General features: G+C 56.8%; 16 protein-coding genes. 6 read left to right on the top strand and 10 right to left on the bottom strand.

Annotated elements, in window-relative coordinates; genetic code table 11:
• The first annotated feature begins 30 nt into the window (after nt 1-30).
• Nucleotides 31-1,326, top strand: a complete 1,296-nt coding sequence (locus AACV31_RS06135; RefSeq protein ID WP_041923971.1) for a Gfo/Idh/MocA family protein — start codon at nt 31-33, stop codon at nt 1,324-1,326.
• Between the two features lie 32 nt (nt 1,327-1,358).
• On the opposite strand, the gene AACV31_RS06130 is transcribed toward AACV31_RS06135, so the two are convergent.
• The 4 genes from AACV31_RS06130 to soxR all read right to left on the bottom strand — a co-directional run bounded on the left by AACV31_RS06130 (nt 1,359) and on the right by soxR (nt 6,012).
• A complete protein-coding gene (locus AACV31_RS06130) occupies nt 1,359-3,005 on the bottom strand; it encodes a Na+/H+ antiporter (protein ID WP_075198925.1) in 1,647 nt (548 codons plus the stop codon).
• 139 nt (nt 3,006-3,144) lie between these two features.
• The gene (gene ghxP, locus AACV31_RS06125) at nt 3,145-4,494 is read right to left on the bottom strand and encodes a guanine/hypoxanthine transporter GhxP (protein WP_165156553.1); all 1,350 of its coding nucleotides are present in this window, start codon (nt 4,492-4,494) and stop codon (nt 3,145-3,147) included.
• Between the two features lie 313 nt (nt 4,495-4,807).
• Nucleotides 4,808-5,476: a glutathione S-transferase family protein gene (locus tag AACV31_RS06120; RefSeq protein ID WP_105538246.1), complete on the bottom strand. Its 669-nt coding sequence runs from the start codon at nt 5,474-5,476 to the stop codon at nt 4,808-4,810.
• Nucleotides 5,477-5,553: 77 nt separating this feature from the next.
• A complete protein-coding gene (soxR, locus tag AACV31_RS06115; RefSeq protein WP_004386207.1) occupies nt 5,554-6,012 on the bottom strand; it encodes a redox-sensitive transcriptional activator SoxR in 459 nt (152 codons plus the stop codon).
• Between the two features lie 86 nt (nt 6,013-6,098).
• Between soxR and soxS the strand changes: the two genes are divergently transcribed.
• Nucleotides 6,099-6,422, top strand: coding sequence for a superoxide response transcriptional regulator SoxS (gene soxS / locus AACV31_RS06110; protein ID WP_004386206.1), 324 nt, complete (start codon nt 6,099-6,101; stop codon nt 6,420-6,422).
• On the opposite strand, the gene AACV31_RS06105 is transcribed toward soxS, so the two are convergent.
• Nucleotides 6,410-8,017 (bottom strand): EAL domain-containing protein, encoded by a 1,608-nt coding sequence (locus AACV31_RS06105; protein WP_152412356.1) that lies wholly within the window; start codon nt 8,015-8,017, stop codon nt 6,410-6,412. The two genes, soxS and AACV31_RS06105, sit on opposite strands and share 13 nt — an antisense overlap.
• A 589-nt stretch (nt 8,018-8,606) precedes the next feature.
• Between AACV31_RS06105 and AACV31_RS06100 the strand changes: the two genes are divergently transcribed.
• Nucleotides 8,607-8,885 carry a YjcB family protein gene (locus tag AACV31_RS06100; protein WP_007764568.1) on the top strand — a complete coding sequence of 93 codons (279 nt, stop codon included), beginning with the start codon at nt 8,607-8,609 and terminating at the stop codon, nt 8,883-8,885.
• 62 nt (nt 8,886-8,947) lie between these two features.
• Here AACV31_RS06100 and AACV31_RS06095 read toward each other — a convergent pair whose 3' ends face one another.
• The 3 genes from AACV31_RS06095 to ssb1 form a co-directional block, all read right to left on the bottom strand.
• On the bottom strand, nt 8,948-9,292 hold the full coding sequence (locus AACV31_RS06095) for a hypothetical protein (RefSeq protein ID WP_015742641.1): 345 nt from the start codon (nt 9,290-9,292) through the stop codon (nt 8,948-8,950).
• Nucleotides 9,293-9,467: 175 nt separating this feature from the next.
• Entirely contained in the window at nt 9,468-10,514 is a 1,047-nt protein-coding gene (locus AACV31_RS06090; protein WP_007764574.1) for a GGDEF domain-containing protein, read from the bottom strand.
• A 352-nt stretch (nt 10,515-10,866) separates the two neighbouring features.
• Complete coding sequence (ssb1, locus tag AACV31_RS06085; RefSeq protein WP_007764581.1) at nt 10,867-11,409, bottom strand: single-stranded DNA-binding protein SSB1; 543 nt, start codon at nt 11,407-11,409, stop codon at nt 10,867-10,869.
• A 230-nt stretch (nt 11,410-11,639) separates the two neighbouring features.
• Here ssb1 and uvrA point away from each other — a divergent pair, with 230 nt between their 5' ends.
• The 3 genes from uvrA to AACV31_RS06070 all read left to right on the top strand — a co-directional run bounded on the left by uvrA (nt 11,640) and on the right by AACV31_RS06070 (nt 15,429).
• Nucleotides 11,640-14,465: an excinuclease ABC subunit UvrA gene (gene uvrA, locus AACV31_RS06080; protein ID WP_032807547.1), complete on the top strand. Its 2,826-nt coding sequence runs from the start codon at nt 11,640-11,642 to the stop codon at nt 14,463-14,465.
• 91 nt (nt 14,466-14,556) lie between these two features.
• A complete protein-coding gene (locus AACV31_RS06075) occupies nt 14,557-15,069 on the top strand; it encodes a hypothetical protein (protein WP_165156551.1) in 513 nt (170 codons plus the stop codon).
• 12 nt (nt 15,070-15,081) lie between these two features.
• On the top strand, nt 15,082-15,429 hold the full coding sequence (locus tag AACV31_RS06070; RefSeq protein ID WP_165156549.1) for a hypothetical protein: 348 nt from the start codon (nt 15,082-15,084) through the stop codon (nt 15,427-15,429).
• A gap of 34 nt (nt 15,430-15,463) precedes the next feature.
• On the opposite strand, the gene AACV31_RS06065 is transcribed toward AACV31_RS06070, so the two are convergent.
• Both AACV31_RS06065 and AACV31_RS06060 read right to left on the bottom strand, forming a co-directional pair.
• A complete protein-coding gene (locus tag AACV31_RS06065) occupies nt 15,464-15,817 on the bottom strand; it encodes an MmcQ/YjbR family DNA-binding protein (RefSeq protein ID WP_007764587.1) in 354 nt (117 codons plus the stop codon).
• A complete protein-coding gene (locus AACV31_RS06060; RefSeq protein ID WP_007764589.1) occupies nt 15,814-16,236 on the bottom strand; it encodes a secondary thiamine-phosphate synthase enzyme YjbQ in 423 nt (140 codons plus the stop codon). The genes AACV31_RS06065 and AACV31_RS06060 overlap by 4 nt, the downstream gene beginning before the upstream one ends.
• Nucleotides 16,237-16,307: the final 71 nt, after the last annotated feature.

Here is a 16,307-nt window from a genome sequence, read left to right as displayed (position 1 = left end):
CATGTCATTTTGGCTGAGAGGAGCATGGCTATGAAAAAATACGCCCTGGTGGGAACCGGCGGGCGCGCCGGGATGTATATCGAAGCTATCGGCAAGACGTTTCGCGACAGCGCGCAGATGGTCGCTTTCTGCGACACCAACCAGACCCGTATGCGCTACGCCTGCCGCCTGCTGGAGAACGCCGGCGCCCAGGCGGTGCCCTGTTTTGTCGCCGCGCAGTTTGAAGAGATGATCCGCGAAACGCAGCCCGATATCATCATCGTCACCACCATGGACCGCACCCATGACGACTACATCGTGCGCGCGCTTTATGCGGGTTGCGATGTCATCACCGAGAAGCCGATGACCATCGACGAAGCCCGTGCGCTGCGTATTCTTAACGCCATTGAAGAGACGGGCCGCGAGGTGCGCGTCACGTTCAACTACCGCTACGCGCCGCACCACAGCAAAGTGCGCGAGCTGCTGATGAATGGCACCATCGGCGAGGTCTTTTCGGTCCACTTTGAATGGCTGCTGAATACCGAACATGGCGCGGACTATTTTCGCCGCTGGCACCGGGAGAAACGTAACAGCGGCGGCCTGCTGGTGCACAAATCGACCCACCATTTCGACTTAATGAATTTCTGGCTCGGCAGCTACCCGGCGCGCGTCTACGCCGAGGGCGCGCTGCGTTTTTATGGCCGTGAAAATGCCGAGAAGCGCGGCGTCTCGCAATTTTACCCGCGCGCCCACGGCTATCCGGCGGCGAAGAACGATCCTTTCGCGCTGCACATGGAGGAGAGCGCGCAGCTCAAAGCGCTCTATCTGGATGCCGAACATGAGGACAGCTACTTTCGCGATCAGAGCGTGTTCAGCGACGGCATCACCATTGAGGATACGCTGTCGGTGCTGGTGAAATATCAGAACCAGACGCAGCTCACCTATTCGCTTAATGCTTATCTGCCCCAGGAAGGGCTCAATGTGGTGTTCAACGGCAGCCGCGGACGGCTTGAAATGAAGCTGGTGGAGAACTCCTACGTCAACGGCGGCGGGCTGCGTGAAGCCGAAGGCAGCCTCGACCGCTGCGACATCACGGTGTACCCGATGTTCGCGGCGCCCTGGAAAGCGGATTTTACGCTCGGCGAAGGGGGCCACGGCGGTGGCGACAACGCGATGCTGGCGGATCTGTTTGGCGAGCCGGGCGACGACCCGCTGCAACGCGCCGCCGATCACCGTGCGGGCGCGATGTCTGTCCTGACGGGCATTGCCGGGAATCTCTCAATGCAGCAGCAGCGACCGGTGAATTTTAGCGAGTTTGAACTGGTGCGGCGGCTGGCGGGGCGGTAAAAAAAAACGCCGGAAAGATCCGGCGGTTTTGGTTATTTGCGCTCCATCAGCAGCGCTTCGAGCAGGTCCATATCGTGCAGTATCTTTTGCAGCGTCTCGTTGCTGATCTGCCGCGTGGCGCGCAGATGGTACAGCTCGGCGCGCTCCGCACGCAGCGCGGTCAGGCGGAAACGGCGCTCAAGATTTTCCTCAAGCTCGCTGTTTTCCACATCGTTACGCCCGTCGGCGCGGCGACGCAGGTTCCCCACCACGCGCGCGGACACCTCTTTCAGCAGCTGATCGTCGATGTTCTCTTCGGTATTGGCGGCCAGACGCTCTTCCATTTTCTGGATGGCGGTAATCGCCACTTCCGCCGTCGCCGAGCGCGCCATGCGCTCCTCTTTGTGCGCCAGGCCGTGATCTGGCGTCTCGACCTGTTGCAGCAGAATCGGCAGCAGGATCACGCCGACAAACAGCGAGAAAAGGATCACGCCCGCGGCCAGGAACACCAGCTCATAGCGCGCCGGGAAGGGTGAACCGTCCGGCAGCAGCAGCGGAATGGAGAGCACACCCGCAAGCGTGATGGCCCCGCGCACCCCGGCGAATGACGCCACCAGTAATTCGCGCGTGGAGTACTCGCCAAAGCTGAGCGGCTTTTTCTTCAGAAAACGCAGGCTAAAGCGCTTCATGATCCACAGCCACAGGAAACGCACGCCAATCAGCGCCACGTAGATCAGCACGATGTCCATGAACAGCATCCAGGTTTCAACGTTCGGATCCAGTTCGGCGGCGGCCAGCGAGGTTTCCATAATGCCCGGCAGTTGCAGACCGAGCATCAGGAAGACCATGCCGTTAAACACAAACTCCAGCATCGACCAGACGCTGTTGGCGCGCAGGCGCATCGCCAGCGGCGCGGTGCGCATCACGCCGGAGCGGGTAATGGTCATCCCGGCGGCTACTGCGGCCAGAATGCCGGAGAAGCCGATATGTTCGGCAATCAGATAAGAGGCGAACGGCAGCAGGAACAACAGCACGATCTGTGTGGCGGGCTCATCGCCGCCCCAGCGGCTCAGCAGGCGCAGCGAGCGACCATACAGCCAGCTTACCGCGATGCCGGCGAGCAGGCCGCCAATCGCCACTTTTAAAAATTCCAGCGACGCGCCGCCTACGGTAAAGACCATCGTCCCCATCGCGACCGCTACGGCGAATTTCAGCGACACCAGGCCGGAGGCGTCATTCATCAGCGCCTCGCCCTGCAAAATCCCCATGATTTTTTTCGGGATGCGGCCTTCGCCGACAATACCGGAAAGCGCCACCGCATCGGTTGGCGACAACACCGCCGCGAGCGCGAAAGCGGGGATCAGCGGAATGCCCGGCACCATCCAGTAGATAAGAAAACCAATACCCACGACGGTTATCACCACCAGCGCCAGCGCGAGGCCGATAATTTCACGGCCGTGATCGAGGAATTCGCGGGTCGGGGTTTTCCAGCCGTCGGCAAACAGCAGCGGCGGAATAAACAGGACCAGGAACAGCTCCGGGTTAAAGTCGACGTGCAGACCGAACGTAGGCCAGGCGAGCAGCGCCCCGATGGCTATCTGCATCAGCGGCAGCGGGATCTGGAATGGCAGCATACGGGTGACGACCCCGGAGAGCGATACCATGAGGGTCATGATGAGGATGGTAAAAAAGATTTCCATGCGGTCTGAGCGGCTCCTTATTATCTGTGATGTAAGACTCACCTTTGATAATAGAACATTGACGCGCCGGAAAAGGAATCAGGTTGTGCCCTGAAAGCCGGAAAAAAGCGGGCCGTAGCCCGCTTTGTTAAAGAAAGGTTTAGATTGCCCAGCCGCCCGCGTAGAAAGCGACCAGCGCGATGGCGATAACCACGGTGCCGATATTAAGCTTGCGGAACTCGCCAGAGACGATGCGGCCAATTACCAGCGACGCAAAACCGATCATGATGCCGGTCACGATGTTGCACGTCAGCACGATAAACACCGCGGTGATAAGCCCCGCCATGGCGTCAACGAAATCAGCGAAATCGATTTTCGCCACGTTGCTGAGCATCAGCAGACCGACATACATCAGCGCAGGCGCGGTGGCGTACGCGGGTACCAGATAAGAGAGCGGCGAGAGGAACAGGATAAGCAGGAACAGTACGCCGACGGTAATCGCCGTCAGGCCCGTTTTACCGCCCGCGGCGGTGCCAGCGGCAGATTCGATATAAACCGCAGCCGGCGCCGCGCCCACCAGGCCTGAGAAGACGCTGGAGAGGGAATCGGTGGTCAGTGCTTTGCCGCCGTCGATGAGCTGGCCGTCTTTATCCAGCAGATTCGCCTGGCCTGCAACCGCGCGAATGGTGCCGGTGGCGTCGAATACCGCGGTCATCACCAGCGCCAGCACGCTTGGAATAACGACAGGATCGAGCGCGCCCATGATGTCGAGGCTGCCGATCAGCGAATTGCCGTTTTCATCGCTCAGCGACGGCATGGCGAACAGGCCGGTGAATTTCACCGTCGGGTCGAAAATCAGGCCGACAATCGAAATGCCAATAATGGTCAGCAGGATGCCGCCCGGCACTTTCAGTTTCTCAAGACCGATAATCACCGCCAGACCAATCAGCGACATGATAACCGGGAAGCTCGCGAAATGACCGAGCGCCACCGGCAGGCCGTCGAGCGGGTTTTTAATGACCAGGCCCACGCCGTTGGCGGCAATCAGCAGCAGGAACAGACCGATGCCGATGCCAGTGCCGTGCGCCACGCCCTGCGGCAGGTTGCGCAGGATCCAGCTACGAATGCCGGTTGCAGAGATAACGGTAAAGAGCACGCCCATCAGGAAGACCGCGCCGAGCGCGACGGGTACGCTGATGTGCTGCCCGAGCACCAGACTAAACGCCGTAAAGGCGGTCAGCGAAATGGCGCAGCCGATAGCCAGCGGCAGATTCGCCCACAGCCCCATCACGATGGAACCGACGCCAGCCACCAGGCAGGTGGCGACGAACACGGCGGCAGGTGAGAAACCGGCTTTGCCAAGCATCCCCGGCACGACAATCACGGAATAGACCATCGCGAGGAAAGTGGTGAGACCGGCAACAATCTCCTGGCGCACGTTACTGCCGCGCGCGGAAATTTTAAAAAAGGCGTCGAGTGAACCGCCGTTACGCGCAGAAGGCGTAGACATAATGAGACATCCCCTGAAAGTGATAGTTTTTAAAGCTCGCGCGTGGCAAACAACCCGCTGCGGATCAAACGTTAACTCCCTGCGTTCTGTTTGTGGTTTTGGAGGGGCCACAAAAAGCAAACGTTTAACTCCACGCGCAAAAAACGACAAAATTTTTAGGCAAACGATTATCCAGCCTTAGGACGGGGATTTTCAACTGAACTTTATGGCTTTTGGCAAAAAGTTACGTCGGCTGATGAATAATTCAGCGCAGGCTGCGCAAACGATATCGTTGATGCGCAAAAAACAGGCCTTCGGGTGAAGGCCTGCGTAATTAACTGCCGGGGATCTCCAGCGGGCCGCCTTTTTCAATTGCGCGCTGCCAGGCCGGTCGCGCCTGAAGATTGGTGAGCCAGGCGCGAAGCTGACGGAACTCGCCGGATTCGCTGCGCGCCAGCAGGGCGATAATCGGGAAGCTCATCTGAATATCCGCCATGCTGAACGTCTGCCCGGCAAACCACGGATGCAGCGTCAGGTGATCTTCCATAAAGCGCGTGTGGGTGGCTATCTGCTTATTGAGCCAGGCTTTCTGCACGCCCTGCCCGAGCGCTTTGCCAATGGTGCGAAGCCCGAGCGGGACAGGCTTTTTGCCGAGGCTGCCAAACACCAGCTTCATCAACAGCAGCGGCATCAAAGACCCTTCGGCGTAATGGAGCCAGATGCGGTACTGGATTTTCTCTTCCGCGCTCAGCGGCTTCAGCCGCTGTTCGGTGTCGTAGGTTTCCTGGAGATATTCCAGAATCGCGCCGGACTCAATAATTTTCTGGCCGTTATCCTCCAGCACCGGCGACTTACCGAGCGGATGCACTTTCTTTAGCGCAGGCGGCGCCAGCATGGTGGGCTCGCGCTGATAACGCACCAGTTCGTAGGGCAGACCGAGCTCTTCAAGCGCAAAAAGAATGCGCTGCGAGCGGGAATTATTCAGATGGTGGACCGTCAGCATGGCGTTTTCCTTTCGCTTTTCATTGCATTAACTATAGAGAATCCACCGATGACGCACAGAATTTGTTTGCGCGCCGCTTATTCGTCTTCCAGCAGACGCGCCCCGCTGCCCTGCGCGCCCAGACGGTCCTCGGGGTTGCGGAGCGGGCAATCGCGGTGCGACAGACAGCCGCAGCCGATACAGCCGTCGAGATCGTCGCGCAGCGCGGTCAGCGTTTTAATGCGCCTGTCCAGCTCCTCACGCCACTGGGTGGAGAGCTGCTTCCAGGCCTTCGGGCTCAGGTTATGTCCTTCCGGCAACACGCCGATAGCCTCGCCAATCGTCGCCAGCGGAATGCCGATGCGCTGGGCGATTTTAATGATCGCCACCTGACGCAGCACGTCGCGCCGGTAACGACGTTGATTGCCGCTGTTACGGGTGCTTTTAATCAGTCCTTTGCTTTCATAGAAGTGCAGCGCGGAGACCGCAACGCCGCTGCGCTTCGCGACTTCGCCCGGCGTCAGCAGCGATTTGATTCTGGGTGCTTTCTTTTCCATCAGGGGCTTTACCTCAAGTTAACTTGAGGAATTATACTCGCTGACCATAAGAACGGCGAACCCAATACAGAGGAAGAGGACGGCTTATGTCACATCAGGAAATTATCCACGCACTGACGCAATGGATTGATGAGCATATTGACCAGCCACTGAATATTGATGTGGTGGCAAAGAAGTCGGGCTATTCGAAATGGTATTTACAGCGGATGTTTCGTACCGTCATGCATCAGACGCTGGGTGAGTATATTCGCAAGCGTCGCCTGCAACTGGCGGCGCAGGAGTTACGCACGACCCGGCGGCCGATTTTTGATATCGCAATGGATTATGGCTATGTGTCGCAACAGACGTTCTCGCGAATTTTCCGTCGTCAGTTCGACCGCACGCCGAGTGATTATCGTCAGAGCGCCTGACGATTAACGGTGCAGCTCTGCCAGCCCGGTATTCCCCGGGCGTCATCCTGTTGCAGCCAGGCGACAAACTCCTGACGCGGCAGCGCTTTTGAGAAATGCCAGCCCTGGCAATACTGCACGCCACGCTTTAGCAGCCAGCCCACCTGTTCGGCGGTTTCCACGCCCTCGGCGATAATTTTCAGCCGCAGACTCTGGGCCATATCGATAATATGCTCCGCAATCAAATGGCTGGTGCTGTTCGTGGTTAAGGTATCAATAAACGATTTATCAATTTTCAGAATATCGACATTCAGCGAATAGAGATTATGAAGGTTGGAATATCCGGTGCCGAAATCGTCGATAGCAATCTCAAAGCCCGACTGGCGAAACGCCTGAATAACCGGCGTGGTGCGCGGCACGTCAATAAAGCCCCGCTCGGTCACTTCAATCTTGATTTGCTGCGCCCGCACCCCATGCTGGCTATTTTTCCCTTCGATTAACGCAATCAGGCGCGACGAATGGAAATCCGAGGCGGAAAGGTTAATGGAAATATAAATTTGCGGGTGGGTCGCCAGGAAATGGCCTAAGTCATTAAACAACTCTTCTACTACATAATCAGTCACCTGCGCGATCATCCCGGTTTTTTCCGCGAGCGGTATAAACTCCGCCGGGCTCATCACCTGACCGTTATAGCCAGGCCAGCGCAGCAGCGCCTCCGCCCCGACGCACATGCCGTGTTTGATATCCATAATCGGCTGATAATGCAGGCGCAGCGCCCGCTTCTGCAACGCGCGCTGGAGCTGGCGGCTCGGCGAGTTGAAACGGTTGCGGGTACGCGAGCCGAGAAAAACCAGCAAACCGCCCATGATAAGCCCGAGCGGCAGCATAACCGACATCTGACGGCGCCACGCCTGCCAGAACCAGGCGTCGCTTGTTGAGACGGCAACGGCAATCGGGCGCTTACCGGACAGCACGATTGACCAGAAACGACCATCCTTCTGGAAATCGGCGTTTTGCGAACGCGCAAAAGGCGCAAATGTGCGAGCGTCGGCTTTTTCACTTACCGAAAAGAATTCACGGGTAACGGTGTCATACACGCCATAAGAAATGGTGGCGTCGCTGGATAATATTTCGCTAAAGGAAAGTGGGTTAACCACAGCGACATAATTTCCCTTGCGCAAATAAATCATCTTATGGCCGGAAAAGAACGGCGTATCACGATAATAGTAATAAGCAATATCTGGCGTGCGGGTGTAATTAGCGGGAGACAGAATAAAAGGCTGATCGAACAAGGTCGAACATAATAACTCGTCGCCTTGCGCGTAAATTAAATCTTCAATAAATATTTGTCCGCGAGAAATATCCAGCATATTTCGTTGATGCGCTGAGGAGCATATTTCGCCCTGATATTTTTCGGCTTCGTTACGGGCTTCTTCGACGTGGCTTAACACCAGTTCAGTACGGTTAAGAACCAGTTGCGCGAAGGTATCCAGATGTGCACGCGTCTCGTTGACCGCCCGGTGATGGGCGATCCAAAGCGCAAGCATCACAGGCAGTAAGACCACCATGATTATGCCTGAGATTCGCAACGCCTGACGTCGTGCCCTGAAATTCATTATGGCCTCATATCCCTGCTTTCTGTGTCACATTAATCGCGTGATGAGACACATCGCAAACAGGTGTTTACGTTGCATCAATCAGCACGCATTGGCAATAGCCATTTCCAGTTATCCGTCCACTATTTCGCGTGAAACATTAAAATTTGCCATAAGGAAAATAGAGAATGGCTAATTAATTTTTCTTAAGTGAAATATTGGCGTTGATGTCGGGGCTAAAAATTCATCAACCACTTCAGAAAGCGTTTTAAGTTAAATTACTCGCAGCTGCCGAAAAAATGTACGGGCCGCGTTTTTTTGTGTCGAAATGAAAATTTATGCATCGGGAAAATCCGGCAAGGATTTTTTTAGCGCGTTCTTTTTGACCATTTTTTTATTCCGCACGGTCATCGGTCAGCACATTAATCGTGCGTTTTTTTCATCAAAGCGCACCCGCCAGACTGGCGAATAAAACAACAAATGTGATACAGTTCACACTTAGTGTGCAAGTTTACATACTTGCCGTCACGTTAAATTTTAGCGCCGCGCCAGGCCAGTGCTGTCTCTCCCCGGCCCTCCGCGCGGCAGATTGTTTTTGAGGACAGGTTTCATGGCTACGCTTACCGCCAGCATGGTACTGATGCGCTGGCAACTTCTGGGTGCGGTTTTAATGTTTCTTGCCAGCACGCTTAATATTCAGTTTCGTAAATCCGACTACCAGGCGCTGGCAGTGATCAGCAGCGGGCTGGGTATCGTCGCTTCCTGCGTATTCGCGACCGGGCTGCTCGGCGTCAGCCTCGACTTTCACGCTATGTGGCACAATATAAAAGACGTGATGGTGGAAGTGATGAGCCACACGCCGCCGGAATGGCCGATGGTGGTGACCTGATATCGCCGCCGCCTTTCCTTTAAGCCCCTGCATCAGGGGCTTTTTTGTTTCCTGCAACGCCCTTACATACAGCCCGCGCAACTGGTGCAGCGCCAGTCCGCTTTATTCACCGCCCGCCAGAAGGCGCGGTAGTAGCGCTCCTCCAGCGGAATGTCATTATCGAAAAACCAGTCGGTCAGCCATTCGACGTTCTCGACAATCCACTCATCTTCTTCCAGCCCGTCGGCGAACGTCTCATCCTCGGGATCGATAATCGAGTAGATCCCCCAGGTGTTCATCGCCTTATCCTGCCAGTGTTGCGGCAGCGTCACCGGGCGCGCTTCAAACGTAATGATCCAGTGACCATGGCAGAGCAGATTGCCGTTACGGCTCCAGGCGGCGGTAAACGGATTATGTTCCTGTGTCATCGCTTGCATTCCCTGTGTGAAATTCACCTGCGGGCGGCAACTGGCGCGCACGTCAATAAACGCCGTCGCACAGGAAGGAATCGCAGAGCATGGCACTTCGACACCACCAGGAAAATGCTAACTAAGGAGTACCCAGGGGTTACTTTTTATCCGTTTTAATCTCTGAATCAGTATGTTAATCCGCTATCACCAGGCGGTTTCGCCCCTGCTGCTTACCGGCGTACAACATTTTGTCGGCGCGATTAAGCGCTTTTTCAAACGCCTCGTCCTTGCCAAAGGCGCTCAGAGCAAGCGTCGCGGTGACTTCACGTGGGTTTTTATCGGTCTGGCCGACCCATTCCTGAATCCGCGTCAGCAGCCGCTCCGCCACCCGTCTGGCGTCTGACAGCGACGTATCCGGCATCAGGACCAGAAACTCTTCGCCGCCCCAGCGCGCCACGATGTCGCTTTCGCGCACGTTGTCGGTAATCGCCCGCGCGATGCGCTGCAAAATCATATCTCCGTAACTGTGGCCGCAACTGTCGTTGATCGTTTTGAAATGGTCGATATCCAGCAGCAACAGCGCCACATTATGGGTGCCAGGTTGTTTTTCCAGCAGGGACACCTGATGCATAAAGTGGCGTCGGGTATACAGGTTCGTCAGGCTGTCGCGGCTTGCGGTGTTAAAAAGATCCAGTTTCATCGTGTGGGTGAATTCCACTGAACGCAGCGTGGTATACATTAAAAAGCTAATCGCCATCACCGCATTGGCGATGCCGATACCATTCAGCACCGACGGGCTTAACCCCGACGCCGTACCGGTGTGGTGGCGCAGTGCATAACCCACCGTTCCGAGCACCGCAATCGCCCCCAGGAACAGCGCGCGCCGCACCGGCACCTGCTGGAAGCTGAACGACACTATCGGTATCAGCGAAAAAACAAACAGATAAAAATTACTCTCCCAGCCCAGCAATACCGTCGTGGCAACGGCATGCGCCAGAATTTCCACGCTCATCAGGGTACCGACATACAGATACCGGTAGTGCTCTATCTCATTCAGGCAGTGGATATAAACCATCACGCTGAAGATGTTAAAAATAGCGAGCGTCGGAATGCTCATCGACAGAAACAGGAAAATCAGCCCGACGTGAATCATCAACGCCAGCCAGACGATCGGAATTATGTGTTGCCAGTACTGGTCGGTCGCCTGGCTAAGGAGTTGGTCGCGATCTCTTTCTGACATGGGCTAACCTGAACTGGGGGCATCCCTGCCGAAAACGTACGGAACGTATGAATACTTCATGAAACCTATATCGGCATTCGCCCGGTGAGATTTAGCGCCGCGCCGTGTAAAAGCGCCATGCCCTTCATTTGATGACAGTTTAATCGTGCCAGCCGGGGAGGCTATGAGGCGTGGTTTGCCATTATAAAGCGCGCCGCTACGGCAAGCGCTTGCAGGCAGACGTGCCTTACTCGTGCATTCAGGCAGAAAGCGCCGCCCAACCAGGCTGAAAAAGGGTAAAGAAAAAGCCCTGCCGGAGCAGAGCTTTTCAACGCTTTCTGAAGCAGGGCATTCCGGGCGGAACGCCGCGTTATCAGAACGGAATATCGTCATCGAAATCCATTGGCGGTTCATTAGAAGGCGCTGGCGCCTGCTGCTGCGGACGAGACTGTGCGCCGCCGCTGAACTGCGCGCCGCCACCCTGCTGCTGCGGCTGCTGAGGCTGGCCCCAACTACCCTGCTGCTGGCCGCCGCCCATATTGCCGCCTGCCGGTGCGCCGCCGCCCTGACGGCCGCCCAGCATCTGCATGGTGCCGCCGACGTTAACCACGACTTCGGTAGAGTAGCGATCCTGACCGCTTTGATCCTGCCACTTACGCGTACGCAGCTGACCTTCGATGTAGATCTGCGAGCCTTTGCGCAGGTATTCGCCCGCCACTTCCGCCAGCTTGCCGTACAGCACAACGCTGTGCCATTCGGTCACTTCTTTCATCTCACCGGTCTGCTTGTCGCGCCAGGATTCGGAAGTCGCCAGGCGCAGGTTCGCCACGGCCCCGCCGTTCGGCATGTAGCGTACTTCCGGGTCCTGCCCCAGATTACCGACGAGAATCACCTTGTTTACGCCTCTGCTGGCCATGATCGTGTCTCCTGAAAACATTTCTTAATAGTGTAAACATTCCATTCTACCACGTCAGCCTTCAATGTTGATAGCTGCGAGACGGCTTCAGGAAATGTTCACACAGTATACACGGTTGCACATAAATACTGGATATCCATTCAGGTTAAATTGTGTCATAATTAACCGTTTCTGGCCACCGGTTGTCCTTCAAACACCCAGGCATTAGCGTTCAAATCCAGGAAAGGTGAATGGATAAGATAGAAGTTCGGGGCGCCCGCACCCACAATCTCAAAAATATCAACCTCGTCATTCCGCGCGACAAACTCATCGTCGTGACCGGGCTGTCGGGTTCCGGCAAGTCTTCACTGGCTTTCGACACGCTCTACGCCGAAGGCCAGCGCCGTTATGTCGAGTCGCTTTCCGCCTACGCGCGTCAGTTCCTGTCGCTGATGGAAAAGCCGGATGTCGATCATATCGAAGGGCTGTCGCCTGCTATCTCCATCGAGCAGAAGTCGACCTCCCATAACCCACGCTCTACCGTGGGGACCATCACTGAAATTCACGACTACCTGCGTCTGCTGTATGCCCGCGTCGGCGAACCCCGCTGCCCGGATCATGACGTCACGCTGGCCGCGCAAACCGTCAGCCAGATGGTGGATAACGTGCTGGCGCTGCCGGAAGGCAAACGCCTGATGCTGCTGGCGCCCGTCATTAAAGAGCGCAAAGGCGAACACACCAAGACGCTGGAAAACCTGGCAAGCCAGGGCTATATCCGCGCCCGTATTGACGGCGAAGTGTGCGACCTTTCCGATCCGCCGAAGCTGGAATTGCAGAAGAAACACACCATCGAAGTGGTCGTGGACCGCTTCAAGGTGCGTGAAGATTTAGCGCAGCGCCTGGCCGAATCGTTTGAAACCGCCCTGGAGCTTTCCGGCGGTACGGCGGTAGTGGCGGATATGGATGACGAAAAAGCGGAAGAATTGCTGTTCTCCGCCAACTTCGCTTGCCCCATTTGCGGCTACAGTATGCGCGAGCTTGAACCGCGCCTCTTTTCGTTCAACAACCCGGCCGGCGCCTGCCCGACCTGCGACGGCCTTGGCGTGCAGCAATATTTCGATCCGGATCGCGTGGTGCAGAACGGCGAGCTGTCGCTTGCGGGCGGCGCCATTCGCGGCTGGGATCGTCGCAATTTTTACTATTTCCAGATGCTGCGCTCGCTTGCCGACCACTATAAGTTCGACGTCGAAGCGCCCTGGAATACGCTCAACGAAAAAGTGCAGCACGCGGTGCTGTTTGGCTCCGGTAAAGAAACCATCGAATTCAAATACATGAACGATCGCGGCGATACGTCCGTGCGTCGTCATCCGTTCGAAGGCGTGCTGCATAATATGGAGCGTCGCTACAAAGAGACCGAATCCAACGCGGTGCGCGAGGAGCTGGCGAAATTTATCAGCAACCGCCCCTGCGCCACCTGTGAAGGCACGCGCCTGCGTCGCGAAGCGCGCCACGTGTTTGTCGAAAACACGGCGCTGCCGACCATTTCCGATATGAGCATCGGTCACGCGATGGAGTTCTTCAATAACATGAAGCTCTCCGGCCAGCGCGCCAAAATCGCCGAAAAGGTGCTGAAAGAGATTGGCGATCGCCTGAAATTCCTGGTTAACGTCGGCCTGAACTACCTGACGCTCTCCCGTTCGGCGGAAACGCTTTCGGGCGGCGAGGCGCAGCGTATCCGTCTGGCAAGCCAGATTGGCGCGGGCCTGGTGGGCGTGATGTACGTGCTGGATGAGCCGTCCATCGGTCTGCATCAGCGCGATAACGAACGCCTGCTCGGCACGCTGATTCACCTGCGTAATCTCGGCAACACCGTAATTGTGGTGGAGCACGATGAAGACGCCATCCGCGCCGCCGACCACGTGATCGACATCGGCCCTGGCGCTGGCGTGCATGGCGGACAGGTGGTCGCGGAAGGCCCGCTTGACGCCATTATGGCGGTGCCGGAATCTCTGACCGGGCAGTTCATGAGCGGTAAGCGCAAGATTGAAGTGCCAAAGGAACGCGTAAAAGCCGACCCGGAAAAAGTGCTGAAGCTGACCGGCGCGCGCGGCAACAACCTGAAAGATGTGACCCTGACGCTGCCGGTAGGGCTCTTTACCTGCGTGACCGGGGTTTCCGGTTCAGGTAAATCGACGCTTATCAACGATACGCTGTTCCCGATTGCTCAGCGCCAGCTCAATGGCGCGACCATCGCCGAACCTGCGCCGTATCGCGATGTCCAGGGCATGGAGCATTTCGATAAAGTTATCGATATCGACCAGAGCCCGATTGGCCGTACGCCGCGCTCGAACCCGGCGACCTACACCGGCGTGTTTACGCCAGTGCGCGAGTTGTTCGCCGGCGTGCCGGAAGCGCGTTCGCGCGGCTATACGCCGGGCCGCTTTAGCTTTAACGTGCGCGGCGGGCGCTGTGAAGCCTGTCAGGGCGACGGGGTTATCAAGGTTGAGATGCACTTCCTGCCGGATATCTACGTGCCGTGCGACCAGTGCAAAGGCAAGCGTTATAACCGCGAAACGCTGGAGATCAAATACAAAGGCAAGACTATCCATGAAGTACTGGATATGACCATCGAAGAAGCGCGTGAGTTCTTCGACGCGGTGCCGGCGCTGGCGCGCAAGCTGCAAACGCTGATGGACGTCGGTCTGACCTATATCCGTCTCGGGCAGTCCGCCACCACGCTTTCGGGCGGCGAAGCCCAGCGTGTGAAGCTCGCCCGCGAGCTCTCAAAACGCGGCACCGGGCAGACGCTCTATATTCTCGATGAGCCGACGACCGGCCTGCACTTCGCGGATATCCAGCAACTGCTGGCGGTACTGCATCAGCTGCGCGATCAGGGCAACACGATCGTGGTGATTGAGCATAACCTGGATGTGATTAAAACCGCCGACTGGATCGTCGATCTGGGCCCGGAAGGCGGCAGCGGCGGCGGCGAAATCCTCGTCTCCGGCACGCCGGAAACCGTGGCGGAGTGCGAAGCCTCGCACACGGCGCGCTTCCTGAAACCGCTTCTGCAGTAACCCTCAGCGCGTCGGGTCATAGGGCCCGACGCGCCTCTCGTTTTTCCTCAATGCTTTTTGATGATGTTTTCTGTCACGCGCGTGAGCAGCGATGATTTGCGCGCGCCACTTTCTGATGCTGAATTTCACACAGAACGGGCAAACGCACGAGGACATCATGACCCACGTATCGACGCCAACGCTTTCCGGGCGAAGCTGGCTGCTGTTGCTGGCCGTTCTGCTTTCAGCCTGTAGCCTCATCGACCATTACCAGCCGCGGGCGCATGCGCAATTAACCGACCTGATGGCGGCACATTTGCAGTTTATCGACGATTTTACTGCCTCCTCTGGCGCGCTGGACACTTCCGCGCTTGCTAAAGAAGACCATCTTCTGCGGCTGCATTTTGCCGAAGCCATTACATATGCCGAAAGCCTGGGCGACCCGCTGCGTACCAATAATCTTCGCCTGTTGCAGGCAATTTACCGTGAAGAACATGCCCGGTTGCAGAGACAGAATCGCCCTTTTACCCCGGCGCAAGCCGCGCTCAGGCGTGACCAGGCACGGCTGGCTTATCTCGAAGCCGTCCGGGGCGAATGCAGCCGCCCCGCTTCACCATGTCAGTAAAGGAGATTTCCCATGAGTGCATTGCTTAGCGCCATCAGCCAGCTGCTGGCCTCCCCGTCGTTCCAGAAAAGCGCTGGAAAGATTGTCGCGGACGAATTTATGGGTCTGTTAAAGCAGGGCGTTGGGGATCGTGACGCGTTTATCAGAACCAGCGCGGAGATCGCCGCGCAGGCGCTGTTAGATCGGGCGCAGGGGTTGATCGATGAAGACGATCTGGCGGCAGTGTTAAACAAACAGAAAGCGATCGCGCAGATCCATGCGAATAGCAGCGAGATAGCGTTGCGGACGCGGATCCAGTCAGTGACGATGCGGCTGCTGGATCTCGCGACCGGCACGATCGCCAGTGCGTTAAAACCGTGACCGTCAGGCTCGCGCCCGGCGAGAGGGCTCCCGCTTACACCGACAGTTGCTGGCGGATCTGCTCCGGCAACTGACTCACAACCTGCTGGTACGACGCATCGACCAGATAGTAAATCTGCGAATCCGGCAGCTCGCCATCCAGATAGACCGTGCTCCAGTGCGCTTTATTAAGCTGTGCGCTGGGAATGACGTCTTTATGCTCCTGGCGCAGCAGCTCTGCCAGCTCCGGACTGGTTTTCAGCGAGACCGCGGGACGGTTTTTAACGTCATGCACCATCGCGAACATCACATCGCCGACTTTAATTTGCGCGGCTTTCCATTCCTGGTGCTCGCTCTGTTCAGCGCCCGGTTTGTTCATACAGTAATCCAGCAAATCAGAATTTGTCATAAAGCTTCTCCTTGTAGCGTCGCGACGATCCGGCGCGAGCCGCCATGATTGCGATGTTCGCCAAGCCAGATCCCCTGCCAGGTGCCGAGCAGCAGACGCCCTTGTCTGACCGGCAACGTTAAGGAAACGCCCAGCGTGGAAGATTTAATATGCGCAGGCATATCGTCCGGCCCCTCAGCGTCATGCTCATATTGCGCGTCCTCAGATACGGCACGGAGGAAATGGCGCTCCATGTCACGACGAACGGACGGATCGCAATTTTCATTCAGCGTCAGTGAGGCTGAGGTGTGCTGAAGCAGCAGATGCAGTAACCCGGTCTGAAGGCGCGCCAGCTCAGGAAGCTGACCGACAATCTCGTCTGTCACCAGATGAAAACCTCGCGATTTTGCGCTCAGTGTCAGGGTCTTCTGAAACCACATACGCTGCTCCCTTAAGAATAGTGATCTTCTAAGTGTGCAGACTGAGCGGCAAAAGGCAAAATTACACAGAC

It is taken from the genome of Cronobacter sp. EKM101R, assembly GCF_963888145.1.
In the GTDB taxonomy this organism is placed as follows: Bacteria; Pseudomonadota; Gammaproteobacteria; order Enterobacterales; family Enterobacteriaceae; genus Cronobacter; species Cronobacter turicensis.
Note: the sequence above shows the minus strand (reverse complement) of the source record. Positions and strands in the feature narration are given on the sequence as shown.